We start from the raw sequence: 21,832 nt of genomic DNA, 5'->3' as shown, positions 1-21,832 counted from the left end.
CCGCCGCCGGAGTGTCGACGAGGTGGCAAGTCAGGTGACGCCGACGTTCAGGTAGAAGTGGCCGAGCTTGAGCGACAGAGAGGCGCCTCCGAAGTGGTGAATGACCAGGGCCAACAGGATGACGATCAAGATGCAGACGACGAGCCAGATCAGGGACCACACGAACCTCGGGATCCCGTAGCGACCGACGCGAGCCATTAGGCTCGCCCCCTCGGCGGTGGCGCTGCAGCAGGTGCCGCCACGCATGGCCTTGTCGGCTGTCGATAACTGCGCCCGACGCTAGCGGACGTCTCCATACCCCCTCCTTCATCGAGGTGTCCGCGAAACTTCCCTACCGAGGCTCGCGTCAAACTGGGACAGAGCTTGGCGTCCCACGCGTGGGCGAGGTCTCTTGCCGAACGGGCGGCGCTACGCCTGAGGGGTCCAAGTCTGATACGGCCAGGTGCCGGCGGCACGGGCCCGATCCACCAGCTCGGGCGCCCGGGTGCTGACCTCGATGGCGAGCTGTCCTGCGTATCCGGCCATCGCTTCCGGGTACGTCCGTAAGGCAACCAGCAGCCGCCCAGCTGCGCTGAGACGTTCGACGGCGATTCGCCAGTCCTGACGGTCGACGGCGAGCGCGGCGGTGAGCAGCAGTGTGTTCGCGTACTCCCAGGCTGCGCGCTGGTCCAGCACGGCCAGCTCATGACGGATCGCGTAGGCATGTTCGGCCAGGGGCGCCGCCGTCGCTGTCTGCCGGCGTTCGAGCAGCGCGGAGGCGAGATTGTGCAGGGCCGTGCCGAGGATTCGGCGCAGCCGTGGGTAGGCCGCCTCCGCGTCCGCGCAGCGGTCGATGACCTCCGACAGCAGCATGATCTGGTCTTCGTGACGTCCGGTGGCTTCCGCGACGACGGCGGCGTCGACCATGTGGGTGACCGCGTCAGCCAGCGCCTCCCGCTCGGTGGTGGTCCCGCGTAGCAGGCCCTCGTGCCGCCGGACGGCAACGACCACGGACAGCCAGGCAAGGTCCCAGGCGTCGTCGCAGTGGCCGATCCGGTGCCGGAGCATCGCCCGCTGGTAGAGGGCTGCGGACCAGAGGCGCCGGACGTCCCGCCGGGCCGGGTCCGACGTCGCCCCGTCGTACAGGCTCAACTCGTCGGCGAGCTCGGCGAGGACGCGGTCGGCTTCGATGATCTGATCCGCGTCGGCCAGAGAGATACCTTGATCGAGCCGGGCGGCACAATCGGCGATCACCGACGGGTCAGCGGGCGGGCGGTTGCCGGGTGCACGGCCGGTCACCCGCGACTCCGCCGCCAGCCGAGCCGCGAACCCGCCGGCGGTAACGCCGGATGGTGCGGGCTGGGCCAGCAGATCCAGGTAGGAGCGGCGGACCCGCCATGCGCCCGAGTCGGGCACCACCAGGTTTTCCGGCGCGGCTTGTTGCAGCTGCGCCAGCGACGCCTCGGTCCGTTCTAGTCGCTTCTGCGCTCCGGAACCCTGGAACATCTGTTCCAGTGAGTACTGTTCAGTCAGCGCCACCCGCATCAGGTCCGGCCGCCCCAGAGCGCTGGCGACCCGCGCGAAGATTCCAAGGGCGTCCGCCAGGTCGATCACGGCGGCCGCTTCGCCGGTGTCGCGGGCGAGCCCACGCTGCAGGTCGACCATCTCGGCGGCCAACGGTCCCAAGACGGATGGGTCCGTCTCGAGTCTCAGGGTGACCAGCCCAGTCAGTGCCGCGGTCCGAGCGCGGCGGGCGTCGAGGCCGTCGGCGGGCCGGGGCGCGACCAACCGCCACACCCGTTCGACGACATCGCGCCCGCGATCGACGAGCCCGATGCCGGCCAGGATCTGGCCCGCCTGCACGGTGCGGACCACAGCGTCGGCATGCCAGTCCGGATCGGAGAGCAGATCGCCGGCGAGCGCGATGACCTCCTCGGCCTGTTCCCGCAGCTCAGTGACGTCACCGCCATCGGCGAGCCGTTCCTGAGAGAGGTTCAGGGTGGCGCGGCCGAGAGCATGCAGCAGACGCCCGGGATCGCCCAGACCACGGGCAGCGGCAACGGCCCGCTCAACGGCCGCCCGGGTGTCCGGGCCGAGACCGGCCCGCGCGGTGGTCTCGTCGGCGGCGCTGAGCAGGTGAGGTTCCCCCGGTTTGCCGGAGCCTCCGACCTACCGGGGAACCTCAAGGCCACCGTCATGCGATGATCTGCGCGCTGAACCGTGACCGGCCATCGCCCTGGGCTCAGGAGATCAATCGTGGGGTTCTTCGGCACCTACCTCTTCAACGGACACCGGTGGACGGCACACCACCCCGCCGAACAGCCGACCATCCCGGAACCGTGGCTGCTCGTCGACATCCATGACAGCGACATCGCCACGATCACCTACCGCCCACCCGGCCCCGGCAGCGGTGTCGCCTACCTCGGTGACACCCCACGCACATACTTCGAAAACCCGGACGCCTCAGCCCCAACCGATGCGGCCCGCGAGGCCGCCGGCCTGAGCGCCTGGTGGGCCCACCAGCACGGCAGGTCGAGCGGGACCGAACGCGAGGCCAAGGAAGCCGAGCTGGCCACCTACCTCGCCGAAGACCTCAACCCAGCAGACATCGATCTCGACCACGACGACGATGACGATGACGAAGACCTAGACGACGCCGAGATCTTCGTGGAGGTCAAGACAGCACGGTTCCTCGCGGCGCTTGACCTGCCTGTTCCCGACGACCTACCCCGCTGATCACACGGCACCAAAGACACAATCCTCCTCGTCTTCATCGCCGACATCTGACCACTTCAGGCCCGCCGAAGAGGCCACCGTCGAGGAAGAACCGGATTCTGCTGGTGGGATTCGGGTCTCAAGTGCCGGGAGCAACGGTGCCCTGGCACGATCGATCATGCTCGTACCTGCTTACCGATTTCCGCCCCGCTGTCATCGAGGAGCCGCCGATGAGCCCGCTTGGCAGCCTCATATGCATCGGCTTGCTCACCCTCACAGCATCACTGGCCCTGCTTTGGGTCTGTATCCGCGTCCCTGAGACCATCCAGCGATTGCGGCACCGTCTGACCAGGCAGCGACCCCGCCGGTTACGAGATCATCCGATACTTCAGACTCCGCCGGAGACAGATCGCAGAGAAGAGACCCTGTGGCGGCCTGAGCTCTACGACTAACGATCAGGCTCCGTTTGACGCCCGCGCGCCGCTACGTGCGGGCGAAGCAGCGGTCCTGCGCAACGGGACGCACCGCAAGTGAGTGGACAGAAACCGTTGGTTCGGCAATGGGCGACCACGCTACCGTTTCCGGGTGAGCACCCCGCCCGGCGCGACGAGGCAATCGTTCGTCGATCGCGATCTTCGGCACCGCACCCTCGATGGGCACTCGTTCAAGTTGTGTGACTTCCGTGGCGCCGACCTGCGGGGCGCGTCCCTTCGCGGCGTCAGCTTTGCCGGCTGCGACCTGCGGGACGCCGACCTGCGCGACACCAACCTGTCCTACGCGCGGTTCAGCTACGTCATGACACACGATCCGGAGTACGGACGCACAGACGTCACCGGGGCACGGTGGGACGGAGCCGACCTTCGAGGCGTCACCGCTGAACGCGTCATTGGGTGGCCGCACGATCTCTAGATTCCGGGGATACGTCCAGTTGACGTTGGGCCACCGAGCTGTCACCGCGTTCACCCGCCTAAACCGCGCTACCCCAACTAGCTGGCTCTGTTGCTGGACCGTGCGCATCGTTGGGTGGCGTTTGACGACCTAGATCGGATTGAGTAAGGGCTCAGCAATCTCGTGCTGGCTTGGCCGTGACGCCAGCGCGTGGAAGCCATACGCCATGGCCGTCACTACAACTCGCGCCATCCTCCTGCCGGCCAGGGTCGCCCGTCCGGACGAATTCCTCGACGACCTGCCAGGCGCGTTCGAAGTCGAGAATGAAGTCCGCGGCGAACTCGACCAGGTCGTCCAGCACCAGTACCTGCGCATTCATGCTCGCAGGTTCGTCGGCGGCCAGCAGTGATATGGCGTCCTCGCCTGTCATCAGATGTCGTCGGAGACATAGCACTCCATGAAAAGTTCATCCAGCAACCCGTCGATGATCACGACGACCCGCGCCACAACGCTATTTTTCGTAGGGATCCCAGTGGGCGGCGTAGCGCAGCAGCGAGCGTGCCAGCTCGGGATGGACTGCTGCCCACCGATTGTCGAACAGGAACCACTGGTCGAACCCGAAGAAGTCGTCGATGTATCGGGCGACCTGTGCGAGGTGCGTATCCAGCCGTATCAGCGACTCGGTGGGACGATCCGCTTGCAGCATGCCCACCATCTCCCGGTGAACGGCCTCGTGCGTAGGCATCCGGTCGAGACTGGCAAGTGACGGGGCGTAACCTGGCAGCTGGGCGTAGCGCTCCAACGCCCGACCCACATCGTGCTCCCCCGGAGCGACAAGCGCCCGTAGCAGCCGAACGTCGTGTGGCCATCGGCGGCTGTCGGGGCCATCGACGGCCAGGTGGGTGGCGAGGTCCGGCAGGCTCACGCCGGGAAACTGCATGGCACCGGTCAGATCCAGGTTCCGGTATAGGTCAGGCGACTGCCAGCACAGGCGGACCGAGAAGGTGCAGTCCGTGCCAGGCGGGGCGAGCCGGACGGTGCGGACGGGAACGCTGTGGCGGAAGACGGTCTCCGACCCACCCGCGCCGGTGGGCAGCGGCCACGTGTCATACAGGAGGAACGCGAGCCGGTCAGGTGAGGCAGACGCCGCGTCGTCATCGACGAAGTAGTACGCGAGATCCACCTCGTCGTCATCGGTGCGCACTCTCAGGGCGTGCTCACCGAGCCGAATGAAGTCGCTCTTGTCGTCGCCCTCCACCCACAGGTACTCGGTCAGCAGCTGCCGCAGCTCGTTCACCGACTCCGGCGGCGGCAGGTTACGCTCCCGGGCCGCCTCAAAGATCGACTCCAAGCCGTACACGTCGCCGCCCAGCTCGCTGTCGATCCACTCCTTCGCGTCATCGTGCTTCCAGCCGCGCCGAAACCAGTCGAGCACGGTCGCATCAGGCAGGGTGACAACGCGCTTACTGTATGGAGAATCCTCTCGCCAACGGCACACGAAGTACATGCGCTGACCCTAGGCAGCGGATCCGACAGGATCTTCCCGACCGCACCGACCGGCCGCTCCGGAACCACCACGGGTCACCGCACGCTGTGGCGTCGCTCAGCCGGAGGCCGAAGCACCTTGCTGGTACTCCGCCCACAGCTCCTGCGCCTCCCGCGCCATCACCCGCGCACGGCGCGCCTTCTTCTTGCTGAAGCTTGGCGTGCCCCCGGGCCGCCGCGCCTGCCGCGATCCCCGACCGGACAGTTTCTCGAGCCGTGCGGCCTGATCCTCCAGCGCATACGACAAAATCTTGAGATTGGCGGCTCGGCTGCCGGCGACGGCCTCGCGAGCGACCGCGATCGCTTCCTCGCCGAGCGCCAGCGCCTCGACCGTACGGCCTGCGTCGTCCAGCCACACCGCCTGCCGCCGCAGCATCTCCGCGTGTCGCGACACCATTGCAGGCCGGTTGACCGCCGCGACCTCACGCTGCAATTCGAGGGTCTCCTCGCCAATGGCCAGGGCCTCGTCGAGCCGGCCGGACTTGGCCAGCCCGTTAGCCAGGTTCGACAGCGACAGCGCCAGCTCCCGCAGGTGCCCGGTCCGGTTGTCAGCAACGAGCTCCCGACGCAACTGCACTGCCTCTGCCGTGAGGGCGAGGCTGGCCTGTCGATCCTCGGTGACGGCTCCCTGGTTGCCCACCGCCTCGGCCAGCCTCGACAGGTACGCCTCCCGGTCGACAGCGGCCAGTCCGCGATACAGCTTCACCGCCTCATCGGTCGCGGCCGCAGCCTCCGCCTGCCGGTCCATGTCGCTGAGCCGCCCGCCGTACGTGTCCAGACACGAGGCGAGCAGCGGCTGATGCACCTCGGGCTGGGCTGCGACAAGTTGACGGCTCAGTTCGACCGCCTCCGCGGCCGCCGCCAAAGCCTCCGCCGCCCGTCGCACGCCCGCCAGACAAACCGCCTGGTTCTTCAGAGCAGTCGCCAGGTAGACGAGACGCTGCGGCTGGCTGCCCGTCATCGACTCACGGAAATGCGTGACCGTCGCGGCGCCGACGTCGACCGCTTCCTCCCACCGCCCCGCCTCGAACAGCCGGTTCGCGTGCAGGCTCAAGACCCTGCCCAGGGCGTCGTGCATCTGCGAGCCGACCGGTTGATCCACAGCCAGCCTGCGCAGCAACTGCAGGGCACGGTCGCTGACCTGCAGCGCCTCGGCGTGCTGGCCGGTCACCGCCAACGCCATCGCGTAGGCCTCAAGCAGCCGCGACAGCAGGACGTCAGGACATACGTCCATCAACGCCAACGCCTCACGGCCGGCAGCCAGCGCCTCCGGCGCCCGGCCACAACTCATAAGTCGCCTGGCGAGCGCGTCCAGGGCCTCCGCGAGCTGCTCCTCGTGCCGGCGGTCGATGGCGTAAAGCTCCCGGGCCAGCCGGACCGCCTCCTCCGCACGCACCAGCGCCTCCGCCGGCCGGCCAGCGTCCGACAAGTAGTAGGACAGGTTGGTGCATGCCAAGACGAGAGTGGGCAGAACCGTGCCACGGTCCAGCGCTGTCAAGCCAGACAACATCTCCACAGCCCGACGGCCCGTCTCGACCGCATCATCGAAACGACCAGCGCGCGACAGCTCCACCGCCTCATCGACCACCGCCCCGACCTGGCGCAGCGAAGCGTCAACCCGCGTCCCCCGCCGCAGCCATCTACGCCAACCCGTCGACTCCACTAGGGCGAATATAGGCCCAAATGATCAGCCCGTCGGCCCCCGTATGCCGAGCCGCAGACACTTCGGGCACGCCGAAGAGGTCATCGCCCAGGAAGCGCTGGTCAGCGCGTTGCTGGTGGGATACGAGTCTCAGCCCTCGGAATCACATCGACGCGAGCACGGCGGAAACCAGAGCCATGCGTCGATACGGCAGGGCCTTCTCGACCGGCGTCAGCGGGTCCCGGCGGCAGCCGGCACCAGCAGGACGGGGAGCAGCGAACCCTGACCACTTCGGTCTTCTCTGGGAGGTCACACCGCACCGCTCGACCGCATCACCGCAGCTCAGCGCCCTCAGTCCCGCCCCGAGCCGGTGAACCCTTCGGGCACAATGACCTCTTCGCCGGCGTGCGCCCAATCTGCTCCCCCTTGAAAGGCCGGGCTATCCGGCAGCCCCTTACCGCCACGACCTGCACATACATCATCGCCAGGCAACATAGAGAGTTATCGACTGCCGTGTAGAACGGCGGAGCACTCCGCGGGAAGCAGGACGCCGCACCGACTCTGACCTGCGGAAACGAGAAGCCGCAGGCAGGGGTGGGTGCAGTTGCGCACCGTTGGGTGCCGTTCGGTGCGGCTGAGGGCCGTTCAGTGCACCCTGTTGCTCCCAACCTGCTCCCCCAATCCCGGGCCCGTGACCGGGTTGCTGCAGCCAGGCTGGAACGGCGTCCTACAGGTCGTTCGTCAGACATCGTGGCCGCTTGCCCGAGCGGCCTTGGCTGGCGTCGGCGCCGGTTAGCCGCGCCCCGCGTACCGCTCAGACCACCGCCGGCTGGGCTTCGGTCGCCACCCTGCCGACCAGCACGATCCGCTGCGGGTCGAGCAGGAGGCAGCACGTGACGAGCCAACGGGCCAGTTCGTCGACGCGCTGGCGAAACTGCTCGCCGGGCGTCCAGATCGCCTCGGTCGTGACCAGCGAGCCGTACACCGGTTACCGGATCGAGGTCAAGATCCCGTTCAGCGTGCTGCCCGACAACATCTACTCCGGAGGACGGGGGCGCGCCGGTCAGAGCGTCGCAAGCACCCCGGCCAGAACGACCAGGCAGCACCCGATCTCGATCATCCCGACCTGCACAGGGCGGAGCCGGCGTGCCGGCAGCAGCGCGGCCCGGAGCAGGAGCAGCAGGAAGACCGGACCGAGCAGCACATCCAGCAGCCAGACCACGGCGGCCAGGGCGAGCACGTGGTATCCGATGGAGAGACGGAGGAAGCGACTGTCACCGCGTTGCCGGATCATCGTCTTGACACAGAGGACAGTGCCGAACAAGTAGAGCAGGAGCACTGCGAAGGCCGGGGCGACCCGGGTGACGGACACACCGGCGATGGTCGCCGCGACGAAGACCAGCAGGCAGCTCTGCGCCACCGAGGCCAAGTCGTTGAGCAGTGCCCGTTCCCGGCGATGCCAGGCGTATCCGGCGTTGACCGCCAGCAGCGCGGCGTAGCCCGGGGCGTACCAGAGGACGGCGGGCCGGGCGAGCGCCACAGTCGCCGCGAGCGGCGCCGCCAACAGGCCGTACACCAGCAGCTGGGGGGTAAAGCGGCTCGGCCGACGGCTCTTGATCGCCTGGAAGGCGTAATACGACAGCAGGTAGCCGGTCAGCCAGGCGCCGAGCAGCGGCAGGTGCGGCCAGCGCGGGCCGGCCAAGGCCACCCCCACGGTGTACGGCAGCAGGAGCATCGCCCACGCGCCGTGCTGGGGTGGGACGAACTGGCGCACGCGGCGGCGGCGCGTTACCGGGCGGTCGGCTACGACAGCGGTGTTCATGGTGGTCACCGGACCTCGAACAGGCCACGGGCGCCGCGCTCGGCGTCGACCATGGCGTGACTGACGAACGGGTAGTGCCCGGCTGCGGGGAAGACCGTCTCCACGAAGCCGCCGCCGGCCGGGGTGAGGGACAGCACCTGTGCTCCACCGGGGTCGGTCGGCCGGTTCTCCCAGTGCCCCTCCCGGTAGACGGTGTCGAACTGGGCGCCGACGATGTGGAACGAGCTGTCTCGGTTGGGGCCGGCGTCGAGCAACCAGACTCGGACCCGTTCACCGGCCCGGGCGGGCAGCGGACGGTGCGCGTACTGGGCGGGGTAGCCGTTGAAGACGACGGCGTCGGGGCGCTCCGCCTGCATCGCGGCCAGGTCGCCGGGCTCGCCGTCCGGGCCGAGGTAGAGCTCGGACTGGACGAGCACGAACTCGCGATCGACGCGGGGCAGGTCGGGCGGGTCGACGATGACCGCACCGTACATCCCGTTGCCGATGTGGTGCAGCATCGGCATGGTCGAGCAGTGGTACATCCAGATGCCGGCGCGGGTCGCGGTGAACCGGTAGGTCAGCCGCTGCCCGGGGTCGATCGGGCGCATCACCTCGTCCGGGGCGACGGCACCGGCGTGGAAGTCGATGCCGTGGTCCAGGGTGCCGTCGTTGACCAGGGTGATCTCGAAGGTGTCGCCGACTCGGCCGCGCAACACCGGGCCGGGCACGGTTCCGTCGAAGGTCCACAGCCGCTGCCGTACCCCGGGCGCGACCTCCCGGACGACTTCCCGGACGTGCAGCTCACGCCGGTGCAGCCGGCCGGGCGGCACGGGCGGAGCGGTGGCGTCCCGGGCGAGGAAGGCCGCGCCAGGGTCGGCCAGGGCATCGAGGCGCGGCCTCGTTCCCTCCGTCGCCGCGGCCGTCCCTGTCGGAGCGGCCACCGTGGCCCCCGTCGGGACGATCCGCAGTGTCATGCCGGCCTGCCGGTGGGCGGGCAGGGAGCACCAGCCCTCCACCGTCGCCCCGATCACGCCGGCGTCCAGCCGGGCGTCGCCGCCCCGCGTCAGCAGCGGTGTCTTCGCCCCGGAGGCCAGGACGAGGTCGTGGCGGCGGTTGTCCCGGTTGGTCAGCTCGATGACCAGTCGATCACCCCGGGGCACGTCGATCCGGTCGGGGTGGAAACGCATGCCGTCGGCGACCACGGTGACCGTGGTGGTGTGCCCGGTCGGGGTGACGGCGGTGGCGGCGGCGGGGACGGGTGCGTCACCGGAGACGCGTTGGGCGGCGACCCCGACGAGGACGGCGACGAGGACGAGGGCGAGACCCGCGGCTGCTCCGCCGAGCGGGCGGGGCACGGGGGCGTCGGTGCGCGCGGACACGGGTTACCTCCGGGCGGTGAGCAGGACCCGCACGGCCGGCACGAGGAACTGCACCAGCGCGGCGAGGATCAGCAGTGAGGTGGTGAGGCGGACGAACAGCGGGGTGGGCAGGACGAGGACCAGCAGGGCGGCGTTGGTCATCGCGACGCGCTGCGGGCCGCGCCGCTCCAGCAGGGCGGCGCGGCGGCGCACCGGCGCGGGTCCGCCGCCGAGCACCACGGGCAGCAGGTGGGTCAGGGCTCCGACGAGGACCTGGGCGACGAAGCCGACCAGCAGCGGGAGCAGCACCGCACCGAAGCGGTCGGCCGCGCCGGCCGGGTCCGCAGCGGGCAGCAGCGTCGCGGCGTCCACAGCGAGAGCGACCATCAGCCAGCCGCCGGCCGCGGCGAGCGACCAGGACGCGAACGCGTACGGGGGGCGGGTGCGCGCGACGGCCAGCGCGGGGCGCAGGGCGATCAGCGCGCCGAGGGCGAACAGGCTCAGCCCGGCCGCGGCGACCAGCCGCCACCAGGCGAGCAGGCCGACGCCCAGCAGGACCAGTCCGGTCGTCGCCACCGGCAGCGCGACGGTGGCGGCGCGGACCGCACCGTCGGCCATCCGGGTACGCAGCACGGTGGGCCAGAGTGTCAGCAGAGTCCCGAGGACGGTCAGCGTCACCCAACCGAGCAGGTTCACGTGGGCGTGGAACAGCAGCAGCCGGGGGCGCAGCGGGTCGTCGATCACCAGCATCCCGGCGCCGACCGGCACGCCGGCGAGCAGGGCCACGGTCGCCGCCAGGTAGTAGCGCACCGTGACGGAGAACCGGGCCGGCAGGGCGCGGCGCAGCCGGCGGGTGAGCGCGAGGAGGTGGGCGGTCACCGCGACGAAGACCAGCGTAGCGCCCGCCACGCCCAGCCAGGGGCGGTCGGCCGTGCCGCCGGTCAGGACCGCCAGCACGCCCACGTTGAGCGCGGCCAGCCGGGCCGCCTCGGCGCGGCGGCGGTCCGGGGCGGGGGCACGCAGCACGGCGGCGGCGAAGTGGGCGCTCCACACCACGACGGCGTTGCTGACCGCACCGAGCAGCAGCAGGTGGATGGCCGTCCAGCGCCATGCGGGGAGGAACGGATGGACGAAGGCGAGCACGACCAGCCCGGCCAGGTAGGCCAACGGCAGCGCAGCGACCCGACGGTGCCAACCGGCCCGCCGAAGTCCCGCCGCCACGGCCGGAGCGGTCACCGGGCCGAGGGCCGGGGCGGCGGGACCGGCCGACGCGACTGCCGAGACGGTCGGCCCGGGCCTCGGGCCCGAGGGCGGGGTCGGGGCGGAGTCGCCGCGGGTGCCGGCCATCACCGCACCGCCGGCACGACCGGCGGGACGACCGCCGTCCGGGTCCGCCGCCGGGCGGCGCGGACCAACGCGGCCACCACTCCGCCGACGAAACCGAGCACCGCCAGGACGTTGCCGACGCCGCCCCAGCGCCACCCGGCCGGCACGCCGAGCACGTCGCCGACCAGGACCCGGATCGTCAGGGTGGTGTGCAGCAGGGCGAGCGGGGCGTACAGCCACGGTCCGTAGGGCAGTGGGCGGCGAAGCACAGCCGGCAGGATCACTGTAGCGTGCGCGAAGATCATCGACATGGTGAAGCCCAGGAAGACCAGGTGCAGGGCGGCGTCGTAACGGGAGCCGCCGGTGACCGGCCCGGCGCCGGCCCACAGCAGGCCGGCCAGCGCCAGCCAGGCGTACCCGGTGAGCAGGCCGACCGCGACGTAGCGGGGGAGGCCGACGGCGCGCACCGTGCGGCGGGCGACGTCGCAGACCACCAGCCAGGCCACCGTCGCGAGCAGGCCGACCCCGAAGAGGTACGCCCCGACGGCCGGCCAGAGCGCGGCGGCGGTGGCGCCGGCGGTCAGCGTGCCGAGGGCGGCGAGGAACCAGCCGACGCCGTGCCGGGGCAGCGTGAGGTGAGCGAGTTCCAGACGCTCCCCGGCGATGGTGGCCACCACGAAGGTGGCCAGCCAGGGCACGATCTCCGGCACGCTGAGGCCGGCGAGCCAGAGCAGGGTAGCGGCGTACCAGCTCAGCGCGCCGGTGACCTGGGCCAGCAGCGCCGGGCCGGGCTGCCGCCACCACAGCCGCTGGTAGATCAGCAGCAGCAGCACCGAGGCGAGCATGAGCAGCAGCCGGCCGGGCAGGCTCGGCCCGGTCAGCACCAGCAGCACCGCCCCGGCGCCGGAGCAGGCGGGTGCGAGCAGGGCCCACCGGGTGCCGAGGGCCACCGCGCGTTCCAGCGCCACCAGGGTGCCGACGAAGCCCAGCACCATCAGCGGGCCGTGCACCTGCTCCAGTGGGACGTGAGGCGCGGGCATCGGCAGGCCGAGCAGCAGCAGGGCGGCGTAGAGACCGCTCACCAGGGCGAAGCCGCCCGCGGCGAGGACGGGGAGACGCCATCGTACGGCGACCGGCCGTGGGTTCATGCCGGCTCTTCGGTGATGTTCGGCAGGGCCAGCCGCACCACGCAGGCGTCGGGTGCGCCGAAGGGTTCGAGCACGGCGCCGGCCGGTGAGGCACCGGCGTGTTCGAGCGTGCCGCGGACCACGCCGACGTGCAGGGCGCAGATCGCGTCGGGGTTGCGGTTGACCAGTTCCAGGAAGGGACAGGTGTGCAGGTGGATCTCGGTCGCCCCGTCGGCCGTCCGGTGTCGGCGGGGATTGAAGCCCAGCCCGCGCAGGACGTCGAGCAGCGTCTCGACGGGCTCCCTGCCGGGCGGGGTGGCGGCGGCGAGGTGGCGTCCCCAGGCCTGGCCGGCGCGGGTGGCCTCCGCCCGGACGTCTCCGTGGCCACGCCGCGACAGGTGGTCGAGCAGGGCGGCGGCGAGTGCCCGGTAGGGCGCGGGGGCCGGGGCCTCCGCGACGGCCCGGTAGCGCCACGCCGGCCGTCCGGGCTGGCCCCCACTGGCCCGCGCCTTGACCAACAGTCCGGCGTCGACCAGGCGGTCGAGGTGGGCGCGGGCGGTGGACAGGTGCAGGCCCGTCCGTTCCCCCACCTCGGCGATCGTCATGCCGACGCCGGCGGCGCGCACGAACTCCAGGATCGAGGCCCGGCTGGCGGTGCCGAGGGCCCGGTGGCGTTGCGGGTCGATGGTCTCGCCGGCCGGCCCTGTTCTCGGGGTTTCCACGTTAGATAACGTTACAACGTCGTTCACCCGCAAAACCCTGGAGGGCTCCATGTCCGCCTCACGCTCCCCGGCCGACCACGAGGCCGCGCAGGCCGTCGTCCGGCACCACGCCCAGCTCGCCGCCGACCTCGACCGGCACGTCGGAAACCTGCTGACCGCGGCCGACCAGGGTGACGCCGCCGGGGCGCTCCGGCACCGCGACGAACTGCTCCGATGGCTCCGCGACGAACTGCTGCCGCACGCGCACGCCGAGGAGGAATCCCTCTACGCCGCCGCCGGTGAGCGGGCCGAGGGTGAGCTGCTGGTCCGGGGCATGCTCGACGAGCACCAGGCGATCACCGGCCTGGTCGCCGAGCTGGAGACCGGCAACCGGCCGGTACGCCTCGCCGGCACCGCGCGCGCCCTCGCCGCGCTCCTCGCCGTCCACCTGGCCAAGGAGAACGACCTGGTCGTCCCGCTGCTGGTGGACGCGGCCGACGTCTCGCTGGCGAAGTTGCTGGAGGGGATGCATGATCTGCTCGGCTCCTCGGAAGGCTCGAAAGGCGGCGGTTGCGGCGGGGGTGGCTGCGGCTGCGGTGGTGACCGGGCACCGGCCGACGCGGCGGCACCGACCCTGACCATCGATCCCCGGCTGGACGTCCGGCAGCTCCCGCACGACCAGCGCCACGCGCGGGTGCAGGCGGCGCTGGAGGCGCTGCCGGCCGGTGGAGCGCTGGTGCTGGTCGCCCCGCACGCACCCCGCCCGCTGCTGGCCGAGGTCGCAGCCCGCTACGGCGACGGCATGACCAGCGAGTGGCTGCAGGACGGGCCGGACGTGTGGCAGATCCGGCTCTCCCGCCGGCCGGTGACGGTCTGAGCAGTCTGTCGGTGCCAGGGCGGCGGGGGTCAGGGCCCGCCGTCCCGGCGTACCGGGCCGTCCGGCCCTGCTGACGGAGGTTGCCGGTACGCACGATGGAGTCGCCCACCCTCGTGGTCAGGAGACGAAGTGTGCAACTACTGCGGCTGTCGGGAGTTCCCGCTGATCGGCCGGCTCTCGGCCGAGCACGAGGCGATCGCGAACGCGGCCGGCCTGCTGCGCGGCGCGGTGCGGGCCGGCGGCCCGGACGCTCTGGTGGCGCTGGACGCGCTGCTGGCGCTGCTGATGCCGCACACCGCCACCGAGGAGGACGGCCTCTTCGAGGAGCTGCGGGCCGAGGGCAGCCTGGCCGAGGCGGTGGCGAAGCTCTGCGCGGAGCACGACGACATCCACGGCGTGCTCGGCGGCGTCGACCGGGCCGCCCCGGACTGGCCCGCGGTGCTGGCCGCCCTGGACCGGCTCCACCGGCACATCGACAACGAGGAGCACGGTCTCTTCCCGGCCGCGGTGATCGCGCTGCCGATCCCGGCCTGGGACCGGATCACCCCGGCGGAGGCGGCGGCCGGGTGAGCCGGCCCGGATGCCGGCCGCTGCCGACGCCGCCCCGCGGCTACCGGCGGTGCGCCTCGGTGGTCTTGACCGGCACGGTCTCGCGGAGGTCGTAGAGGGCGTCGAGCACGTCCTCGGTCTGCCCGCGTCGAGGCCGCCCAGCGCGGCGCCCCACCCGACCGGCACCAGGAAGAACACGCTCCACAGTGGCCCCCGGTCCCGGACCTGCCCGGCGAGCGCCTCGCGGGTGAGGGTGGGCGTCCCGGACGGTGACGCCGAGACGGCCGGGCCCCGCTCCGTGCCCTGCCGGTGACCGCCCGACCGGGCCCGAAGTCCCGCCGCGAACCCGCAGATTCAAAGCCGATGATCTCGGGACCTTCGGCCCGGTTTCCCGAGGTTGTACGTCGGCACCATGGCCATTACGCCCTCGCTCGGGGTTGCACTCCGGCGCATCTGTCGAGAACGTGGGGCAGTACGGCCATCTATCGAAGGAATGAGGCGTATGTCGCGAGCCACCGATAGTGCGGGGCGGGCGCTGCTGGCGGTGGGCGGCCTGGTACGCCGGGCCGAGGTCTCCGCCGACGGCCGGACATTGCACCAGATCGGCGGCCGGGAGGCGGACGCCTTCTACCGGGACCGCTGGTCCTACGACAAGGTGGTGCGCTCCACGCACGGAGTGAACTGCACCGGCTCGTGCTCCTGGAAGGTGTACGTCAAGGACGGCATCATCACCTGGGAGCAGCAGCAGACCGACTACCCGAGCGTCGGACCGGACCGGCCTGAGTACGAGCCTCGGGGCTGCCCCCGGGGTGCCGCCTTCTCCTGGTACACCTACTCCCCCACCCGGGTCCGCTACCCGTACGCGCGGGGCGTGCTGGTGGAGATGTACCGGGAGGCCAGAAGCCGCCTCGGTGATCCGGTGGCCGCGTGGGCGGACATCCAGGCCGACCCGGAACGACGCCGCCGCTACCAGAAGGCCCGCGGCAAGGGCGGCCTGGTGCGGATCACCTGGGACGAGGCCCAGGAGATGGTCGCCGCCGCGCACGTGCACGCGATCGCCGAGTACGGCCCGGACCGGGTCGCCGGCTTCTCCCCCATCCCGGCCATGTCGATGGTGTCGCACGCCGTCGGCGCCCGGTTCCTGTCCCTGCTCGGCGGCTCGATGCTGTCGTTCTACGACTGGTACGCCGACCTGCCGGTGGCCTCCCCGCAGGTCTTCGGCGACCAGACCGACGTGCCCGAGTCCGGGGACTGGTGGGACGCCTCCTACTTCGTCATGTGGGGCTCCAACGTCCCGGTGACCCGCACGCCGGACGCACACTGGATGGCCGAGGCGCGCTACCGGGGGCAGAAGGTCGTGGTGGTCAGCCCCGACTTCGCCGACAACGTCAAGTTCGCCGACGAGTGGATGCCCGCCCAACCGGGCACCGACGGCGCCCTGGCGATGGCGATGGGGCACGTCATCCTCAAGGAGTTCTTCGTCGACCAGCGCACCCCGCGCTTCGTCGACTACGTCCGCAGGTTCACCGACCTGCCGTTCCTGGTCACCCTGGAGCCGGGTGCCGACGGGGCGTACCGGCCGGGCAAGTTCCTCACCGCCGACGACCTGGGCGAGACGGACAAGGAGGCGGCCTTCCGGACGGTGCTCTGGGACTCGGCCACCGACGCTCCCGCCGTGCCGCGGGGCAGCCTCGGCCACCGTTGGGGCGAGCAGCAGGGCCAGTGGAACCTGGACCTGGGCGACCTGGAGCCGGCGCTGACCTGCCTCGGGGCGGGCGACGCGGTGGAGGTGGAGCTGCCTCGGTTCGACACCGACACCCCGCAGGCGCTGCGCCGGGGCGTGCCGACCCGCACGGTGCGGGGCCAGTTGGTGACCAGCGTCTTCGACCTGGTGCTGGCCCAGTACGGGGTGGGCCGCGACGGCCTGCCGGGCCAGTGGCCGACCGGGTACGACGACGTCGAGGCGCCGTACACGCCGGCGTGGCAGGAGCCGGTCACCGGGGTGCCGGCGGCGCAGGTGGCCCGGGTGGCGCGGGAGTTCGCCGACAACGCGGACCGCTCCGGCGGACGGTCGATGATCCTGCTCGGCGCCGGCACGAACCACTGGTTCCATTCCGACGCCACCTACCGGGCGATTCTGGCGCTGGTCACCCTCACCGGCTGCCAGGGGGTCAACGGCGGCGGCTGGGCGCACTACGTGGGGCAGGAGAAGTGCCGCCCGGCGACCGGCTGGGCGCAGCTCGCGTTCGGCCTGGACTGGGTCCGCCCGCCCCGGCAGATGATCGGCACCGCCTTCTGGTACGTGCACACCGACCAGTGGCGCTACGACACCTACTCCGCCGACGTGGTCTCCTCCCCCACCGGCACCGGCGCGTTCGCCGGCAAGCACACCATGGACCTGCTGGCCCAGTCGGCCCGCTCGGGGTGGATGCCGTCGATGCCCACCTTCGACCGCAGCCCGCTCGACCTGGCCGACGAGGCCCTCGCCGCCCGGCCGGACGACCCGACGGGCTGGGTGGCCGAGCGGCTCGGCGAGGGCGACGTGAAGTTCGCCTGCACCGACCCGGACGCGCCGGAGAACTGGCCACGGGTGCTGACCGTCTGGCGGGCCAACCTGCTCGGCTCGTCGGCCAAGGGCAACGAGTACTTCCTGCGGCACCTGCTCGGCACCGACGCGAACCTGCGCGCCGAGGAGGCGCCGGAGGAGTTGCGGCCCAAGGACGTGACCTGGCGGGAGGAGGCCCCGGAGGGCAAGCTCGACCTGCTGCTGAGCCTGGACTTCCGGATGACCTCCACGACGCTCTTCTCCGACATCGTGCTGCCCGCCGCCACCTGGTACGAGAAGCACGACCTGAGCAGTACCGACATGCACCCGTTCGTGCACGCCTTCACCCCGGCGATCAACCCGCCGTGGCAGACCCGGACCGACTTCGACGCCTTACACGGCATCGCGAAGGCGTTCTCCACTCTCGCCGGGCCGCGGCTGGGCGTACGCAAGGATCTGGTCGCGGCGCCGCTGCTGCACGACACCCCGGACGCGATGGCGACCCCGCACGGCCGGGTCCGCGACTGGGCGGCGACCGGGGAGACCCCGGTGCCGGGCCGGACCATGCCGAAACTGGTGGTGGTCGAGCGGGACTACGGCGCGATCGCCGACAAGATGGCCGCGCTCGGGCCGCTGATGGATACCCTCGGCACCACCGGCAAGGGCTTCTCGGTCGACGTGCGGCCGGAGGTCGAGTATCTGCGCCACAAGAACGGTGAGGTGCGCGGCGGCGCCGCGGACGGGCGGCCGTCGCTGGCGAAGGACACGCACGCCTGCGAGGCGATCCTGGCGCTGTCGGGCACCACCAACGGGCGGGTCGCCACCGCGGGCTTCCGGGACGTGGAGAAGCGCACCGGGGTACGCCTGGCGGACCTGGCGGCCGAGCACGAGGGCAAGCAGATCACCTTCGCCGACACCCAGTCCCGCCCGGTGCCGGTGATCACCAGCCCGGAGTGGTCGGGCAGCGAGCACGGCGGCCGCCGCTACTCCCCGTTCACCATCAACACCGAGCGGCTCAAGCCCTGGCATACGCTCACCGGCCGGCAGCACTTCTTCCTCGACCACGACTGGATGCACGAGGCCGGCGAGGCGCTGCCGATCTACCGGCCGCCGTTGGACATGCACAAGCTCTTCGGCGAACCGCGACTCGGCCGCAACGGGGAGCTGGAGATCACCGTCCGCTACCTCACCCCGCACTCGAAATGGTCCATCCACTCCGAGTACCAGGACAACCTGATCATGCTCACGCTGTCCCGGGGCGGACCGACGATGTGGATGAGCGAGGCCGACGCGGCGAAGATCGGCGTCCGGGACAACGAGTGGATCGAGGCGGTCAACCGCAACGGCGTGGTGGTCTGCCGGGCCGTGGTGACGCACAAGATGCCCGAGGGCACGGTCTACATGTACCACGCCCAGGAACGGGTGATCGACGTGCCCAAGTCGGAGACCAACGGCCGGCGCGGCGGCATCCACAACTCGCTGACCCGGCTGCTGGTCAAGCCCACCCACCTCATCGGCGGGTACGCGCAGCTGTCCTTCGCGTTCAACTACCTCGGCCCGACCGGCAACCAACGCGACGAGGTCACCGTGATCCGCCGCCGCTCCCAGGAGGTGCAGTACTGATGCGGGTCATGGCACAGATGGCGATGGTGATGAACCTCGACAAGTGCATCGGCTGCCACACCTGCTCGGTCACCTGCAAGCAGGCGTGGACCAACCGCTCCGGCGTCGAGTACGTCTGGTTCAACAACGTGGAGACCCGCCCCGGGCAGGGCTACCCGCGCACCTACGAGAACCAGGAGCGCTGGCAGGGCGGCTGGGTGCGGACCCGCTCCGGCAAGCTCAAGCCACGCTCCGGTGGCCGGGTGAAGAAGATGTTCAGCATCTTCGCCAACCCGAAGCTGCCATCCATGCAGGACTACTACGAGCCGTGGACGTACGACTACGAGCACCTGATCAACGCGCCGGCCGGCGAGGACACCCCGGTGGCCCGGCCGAAGTCGCTGCTCACCGGCCAGGATACGAAGATCACCTGGAGCGCCAACTGGGACGACTCGCTCGCCGGCGGCAACGAGATCGCCGCCGGTGACCCGGTGCTGGCGAAGGTCTCCGGCCAGGTGAAGCAGGAGTTCGAGAAGACCTTCATGTTCTTCCTGCCGCGCATCTGCGAGCACTGCCTCAACCCGTCCTGCGCGGCCTCCTGCCCGTCGGGGGCGATCTACAAGCGGGCCGAGGACGGCATCGTGCTGGTCGACCAGGACCGCTGCCGGGGCTGGCGGATGTGCGTGACCGGCTGCCCCTACAAGAAGGTCTACTTCAACCACCGCACCGGCAAGGCCGAGAAGTGCACCTTCTGCTTCCCGCGCATCGAGATCGGCCAGCCCACCATCTGCTCCGAGACCTGCGTGGGGCGGCTGCGCTACCTCGGGCTGATGCTCTACGACGCCGACCGCGTCGCCGAGGCCGCCGCCATCGCCGACGAACACGACCTGTACGACGCGCAGCGGTCGGTCTTCCTCGACCCGCACGACCCGGCCGTGGTCGCCGCCGCCCGCGAGGTCGGCATCCCGGACGACTGGATCGACGCCGCGCAGCGCTCGCCGATCTGGGACCTGATCATGCGCTACGAGGTGGCGCTGCCGCTGCACCCGGAGTACCGGACCATGCCGATGGTCTGGTACATCCCGCCGCTGTCGCCGGTGGCCGACGCGCTGCGCGAGACCGGCCACGACGCGGAGGAGGCCGGCAACCTCTTCGGGGCCATCGACGCGCTGCGCATCCCGGTGGAGTACCTCGCCGAGCTCTTCACCGCCGGCGATCCGGAGCCGGTGCGCGGGGTGCTGAACCGGCTCGCCGCGATGCGCGCCTACCAGCGCCGGATCAACCTGGGCGAGGAGCGCGACGAGTCCATCGCCGCCGCGGTCGGCATGACCGGCGCGGAGATGGACGAGATGTACCGGCTGCTCGCCATCGCCAAGTACGAGCAGCGGTACGTCATCCCCGCCGCGCACGCCGAGGACGCGCACCGGCTGGAGAAGATCGCCACCGAGTGCAGCCTCGATTACGAGGGCGGCCCCGGGATGGGCGGCGGCGGCCCGTACGGCCAGGGGCCCTTCGGGGAGTCCTCCGGCACGCCGATGCCGGTCCAGGTGGAGACCTTCCACATGCTGCGCGACCGGCAGACCGCGGAGGGCTTCACCGATCCGGGCGACGAACCCCGCCGGGTCAACCTGCTCAACTGGGACGGCAAGGGCAGCCCGAAGGGTCTCTTCCCGCCCCGCAGCCACGAATCCGCACCCGTCGACGGAGGTAACCGGTGAGCCAGCCGACCTGGCGGGCGGTGGCCGCCCGCGCGGCGTCCCTGCTGCTGCGCTATCCCGAAGAGGAGGTCCTCGCCGCGCTGCCCACCGTGCGGGCCGCGCTCGACGGCCTGCCGGCCGAGGTCGCCCGGCCGCTGCGCGAGGTGGTCGCCCACCGGGAAGCCGACGCGCCGGTCGACCTGCGGACCGCCTACGTGGAGGTGTTCGACTTCCGGCGCCGCTGCTGCCTGCACCTGACCTACTACACCTGCGGCGACACCCGTCGCCGGGGTGAGGCGCTGGTCGACTTCGCCGCCGCGTATAAGGCGGCCGGACTGACCGTCGTCGACGGCGAGCTGCCCGACTTCCTGCCCGCTGTCCTCGACCTGGCCGCCGCCGACGACGACGGGTGGCGGCTGCTGCGGGAGAACCGCGTCGGCCTCGACCTGCTGGTCGAGGCGCTGGCGCGGGAGAAGTCGGTGTACCGGCAGGCCGTCGCCGCCGTCCGGGAGATGCTGCCGCCCGCCCAGCCCGGGGACATCGCCGCCGCCGCCCGGCTGGCCCGCATCGGGCCGCCGGTGGAGCAGGTCGGACTCGAACCATTCGGACTGGTCGACACGACTGGAGGACGCCGATGAACATCCTGCTGTGGGTGGTGTACCCGTACCTGTCGATCGCGATCCTCGTCGGCGGCCTGATCTGGCGCCACCGCTACGACAAGTTCGGCTGGACGACCCGATCCTCCCAGCTCTACGAGAGCAGCATCCTGCGGTGGGGCAGCCCACTGTTCCACTTCGGAGTACTGATGGTCCTGATCGGACACATCGGTGGCCTGTTGGTCCCGAAGTCCTGGACCGAGGCGGTCGGCGTCACCGAGCACACCTACCACCTCATGGCCGTGTTCATCGGCACGGTAGCCGGCTTCTGCACCCTGATCGGGCTGGGCATCCTGATCGCCCGCCGCCGGTTGACCGGGCCGGTCTTCGCCGCCACCACCCGCAACGACAAGGCGATGTACGTGGTGCTGGCGGGGGTGATCGTGCTGGGCCTCTGGGCCACGGTGCGGGCCAACGTCGCCGGCACCGGCTACGACTACCGGGAGACCATCTCCCCGTGGTTCCGGTCGCTGTTCTACCTCCGCCCGGATCCGGGGATCATGGCCGACGTCCCGGTGGGCTTCCAGATCCACATCCTGGCCGCCTTCGCGCTCTTCGCGTTCTGGCCGTTCACCCGCCTCGTCCATGCGTTCAGCGCCCCGGTCGGCTACGCCACCCGACCCTACGTCGTCTATCGCAGCCGCGACGACCGGCCCGGACTGCGGCCGACCCGCCCCGGATGGGAGGGGCCGCCCCGGCTGCCCACCCCGCGCGGCGGTCGGACCCGCTCGCGCCGGTGACCACCGCCGCCTCGACCGCCCGGAGACCGCCACCGGCTGCCTCCGGCGAACGGGCAGCCCGACGTCCCGGCAGGGAGGAACCAC

20 protein-coding genes and 1 pseudogene are annotated in these 21,832 nt (G+C 71.1%); 9 read left to right on the top strand and 12 right to left on the bottom strand.

The window, feature by feature from the left end; all coding sequences use genetic code 11:
* Positions 1-30: 30 nt before the first annotated feature.
* Both A4R25_RS16650 and A4R25_RS16645 read right to left on the bottom strand, forming a co-directional pair.
* Entirely contained in the window at positions 31-246 is a 216-nt protein-coding gene (locus A4R25_RS16650; protein ID WP_064447312.1) for a hypothetical protein, read from the bottom strand.
* Positions 247-408: 162 nt separating this feature from the next.
* Positions 409-1,854: a hypothetical protein gene (locus A4R25_RS16645; protein WP_064447311.1), complete on the bottom strand. Its 1,446-nt coding sequence runs from the start codon at positions 1,852-1,854 to the stop codon at positions 409-411.
* A 9-nt stretch (positions 1,855-1,863) separates the two neighbouring features.
* Here A4R25_RS16645 and A4R25_RS16640 point away from each other — a divergent pair, with 9 nt between their 5' ends.
* The 3 genes from A4R25_RS16640 to A4R25_RS16630 all read left to right on the top strand — a co-directional run bounded on the left by A4R25_RS16640 (position 1,864) and on the right by A4R25_RS16630 (position 3,603).
* On the top strand, positions 1,864-2,184 hold the full coding sequence (locus A4R25_RS16640; RefSeq protein ID WP_064447310.1) for a hypothetical protein: 321 nt from the start codon (positions 1,864-1,866) through the stop codon (positions 2,182-2,184).
* Positions 2,185-2,235: 51 nt separating this feature from the next.
* Entirely contained in the window at positions 2,236-2,715 is a 480-nt protein-coding gene (locus A4R25_RS16635) for a hypothetical protein (protein WP_064447309.1), read from the top strand.
* Positions 2,716-3,279: 564 nt separating this feature from the next.
* Positions 3,280-3,603: a pentapeptide repeat-containing protein gene (locus A4R25_RS16630; protein WP_064447308.1), complete on the top strand. Its 324-nt coding sequence runs from the start codon at positions 3,280-3,282 to the stop codon at positions 3,601-3,603.
* Positions 3,604-3,754: 151 nt separating this feature from the next.
* On the opposite strand, the gene A4R25_RS30700 is transcribed toward A4R25_RS16630, so the two are convergent.
* The 9 genes from A4R25_RS30700 to A4R25_RS16590 all read right to left on the bottom strand — a co-directional run bounded on the left by A4R25_RS30700 (position 3,755) and on the right by A4R25_RS16590 (position 13,154).
* On the bottom strand, positions 3,755-4,012 hold the full coding sequence (locus A4R25_RS30700; RefSeq protein WP_231915550.1) for a hypothetical protein: 258 nt from the start codon (positions 4,010-4,012) through the stop codon (positions 3,755-3,757).
* A gap of 81 nt (positions 4,013-4,093) precedes the next feature.
* Complete coding sequence (locus A4R25_RS16620; RefSeq protein ID WP_064447306.1) at positions 4,094-5,089, bottom strand: hypothetical protein; 996 nt, start codon at positions 5,087-5,089, stop codon at positions 4,094-4,096.
* Between the two features lie 96 nt (positions 5,090-5,185).
* Positions 5,186-6,715 (bottom strand): tetratricopeptide repeat protein, encoded by a 1,530-nt coding sequence (locus A4R25_RS16615; protein WP_064447520.1) that lies wholly within the window; start codon positions 6,713-6,715, stop codon positions 5,186-5,188.
* 868 nt (positions 6,716-7,583) lie between these two features.
* A complete protein-coding gene (locus tag A4R25_RS31835) occupies positions 7,584-7,754 on the bottom strand; it encodes a hypothetical protein (RefSeq protein ID WP_225980475.1) in 171 nt (56 codons plus the stop codon).
* Between the two features lie 78 nt (positions 7,755-7,832).
* A complete protein-coding gene (locus A4R25_RS16610; RefSeq protein WP_064447519.1) occupies positions 7,833-8,591 on the bottom strand; it encodes a YwiC-like family protein in 759 nt (252 codons plus the stop codon).
* 5 nt (positions 8,592-8,596) lie between these two features.
* The gene (locus A4R25_RS16605; RefSeq protein WP_064447305.1) at positions 8,597-9,949 is read right to left on the bottom strand and encodes a multicopper oxidase domain-containing protein; all 1,353 of its coding nucleotides are present in this window, start codon (positions 9,947-9,949) and stop codon (positions 8,597-8,599) included.
* Positions 9,950-9,952: 3 nt separating this feature from the next.
* Entirely contained in the window at positions 9,953-11,164 is a 1,212-nt protein-coding gene (locus A4R25_RS16600) for a hypothetical protein (protein WP_231915549.1), read from the bottom strand.
* A gap of 110 nt (positions 11,165-11,274) precedes the next feature.
* Positions 11,275-12,402 (bottom strand): hypothetical protein, encoded by a 1,128-nt coding sequence (locus A4R25_RS16595; protein ID WP_064447303.1) that lies wholly within the window; start codon positions 12,400-12,402, stop codon positions 11,275-11,277.
* Complete coding sequence (locus A4R25_RS16590) at positions 12,399-13,154, bottom strand: helix-turn-helix domain-containing protein (RefSeq protein ID WP_245254704.1); 756 nt, start codon at positions 13,152-13,154, stop codon at positions 12,399-12,401. The genes A4R25_RS16595 and A4R25_RS16590 overlap by 4 nt, the downstream gene beginning before the upstream one ends.
* On the opposite strand from A4R25_RS16590, the gene A4R25_RS16585 reads away from it, so the two are divergent.
* Together A4R25_RS16585 and A4R25_RS16580 are read left to right on the top strand one after the other, a co-directional pair.
* Positions 13,153-13,959, top strand: a complete 807-nt coding sequence (locus A4R25_RS16585; protein WP_064447301.1) for a DUF2249 domain-containing protein — start codon at positions 13,153-13,155, stop codon at positions 13,957-13,959. The two genes, A4R25_RS16590 and A4R25_RS16585, sit on opposite strands and share 2 nt — an antisense overlap.
* A gap of 129 nt (positions 13,960-14,088) precedes the next feature.
* A complete protein-coding gene (locus tag A4R25_RS16580) occupies positions 14,089-14,529 on the top strand; it encodes a hemerythrin domain-containing protein (protein WP_064447300.1) in 441 nt (146 codons plus the stop codon).
* A gap of 49 nt (positions 14,530-14,578) precedes the next feature.
* Here A4R25_RS16580 and A4R25_RS31155 read toward each other — a convergent pair.
* Positions 14,579-14,817, bottom strand: a pseudogene (locus A4R25_RS31155) (radical SAM/SPASM domain-containing protein); the annotation flags it as partial.
* Positions 14,818-15,010: 193 nt separating this feature from the next.
* Between A4R25_RS31155 and A4R25_RS16575 the strand changes: the two are divergent.
* From A4R25_RS16575 to narI, 4 genes are read left to right on the top strand one after another with little or no spacing between them, the layout of a single operon-like run.
* Positions 15,011-18,676, top strand: a complete 3,666-nt coding sequence (locus tag A4R25_RS16575; protein ID WP_064447299.1) for a nitrate reductase subunit alpha — start codon at positions 15,011-15,013, stop codon at positions 18,674-18,676.
* Complete coding sequence (gene narH, locus A4R25_RS16570) at positions 18,676-20,373, top strand: nitrate reductase subunit beta (protein WP_064447298.1); 1,698 nt, start codon at positions 18,676-18,678, stop codon at positions 20,371-20,373. The genes A4R25_RS16575 and narH overlap by 1 nt, the downstream gene beginning before the upstream one ends.
* Entirely contained in the window at positions 20,370-20,990 is a 621-nt protein-coding gene (narJ, locus tag A4R25_RS16565) for a nitrate reductase molybdenum cofactor assembly chaperone (RefSeq protein WP_064447297.1), read from the top strand. Before narH ends, narJ begins: the two co-directional genes overlap by 4 nt.
* Positions 20,987-21,748, top strand: a complete 762-nt coding sequence (gene narI / locus A4R25_RS16560) for a respiratory nitrate reductase subunit gamma (RefSeq protein ID WP_064447296.1) — start codon at positions 20,987-20,989, stop codon at positions 21,746-21,748. Before narJ ends, narI begins: the two co-directional genes overlap by 4 nt.
* The last annotated feature ends 84 nt before the right edge of the window (positions 21,749-21,832 follow it).

Source organism: Micromonospora sp. NBRC 110037 (genome assembly GCF_001652995.1).
In the GTDB taxonomy this organism is placed as follows: Bacteria; Actinomycetota; Actinomycetes; order Mycobacteriales; family Micromonosporaceae; genus Micromonospora; species Micromonospora chalcea.
The sequence above is the reverse complement of the archived record's forward strand: the minus strand, read 5'-3'. Positions and strand labels throughout refer to the sequence as shown.

Coding starts and splice junctions, on each gene's coding strand:
- A4R25_RS16650 (WP_064447312.1), bottom strand. CDS start 246: ATGCGTGGCGGCACCTGCTGCAGCGCCACCGCCGAGGGGGCGAGCCTA.
- A4R25_RS16640 (WP_064447310.1), top strand. CDS start 1,864: ATGCCAGTCCGGATCGGAGAGCAGATCGCCGGCGAGCGCGATGACCTC.
- A4R25_RS30700 (WP_231915550.1), bottom strand. CDS start 4,012: ATGACAGGCGAGGACGCCATATCACTGCTGGCCGCCGACGAACCTGCG.
- A4R25_RS16620 (WP_064447306.1), bottom strand. CDS start 5,089: ATGTACTTCGTGTGCCGTTGGCGAGAGGATTCTCCATACAGTAAGCGC.
- A4R25_RS16610 (WP_064447519.1), bottom strand. CDS start 8,591: ATGAACACCGCTGTCGTAGCCGACCGCCCGGTAACGCGCCGCCGCCGC.
- A4R25_RS16595 (WP_064447303.1), bottom strand. CDS start 12,402: ATGAACCCACGGCCGGTCGCCGTACGATGGCGTCTCCCCGTCCTCGCC.
- A4R25_RS16585 (WP_064447301.1), top strand. CDS start 13,153: ATGTCCGCCTCACGCTCCCCGGCCGACCACGAGGCCGCGCAGGCCGTC.
- A4R25_RS16590 (WP_245254704.1), bottom strand. CDS start 13,154: ATGGAGCCCTCCAGGGTTTTGCGGGTGAACGACGTTGTAACGTTATCT.
- A4R25_RS16575 (WP_064447299.1), top strand. CDS start 15,011: ATGTCGCGAGCCACCGATAGTGCGGGGCGGGCGCTGCTGGCGGTGGGC.
- narH (WP_064447298.1), top strand. CDS start 18,676: ATGCGGGTCATGGCACAGATGGCGATGGTGATGAACCTCGACAAGTGC.
- narI (WP_064447296.1), top strand. CDS start 20,987: ATGAACATCCTGCTGTGGGTGGTGTACCCGTACCTGTCGATCGCGATC.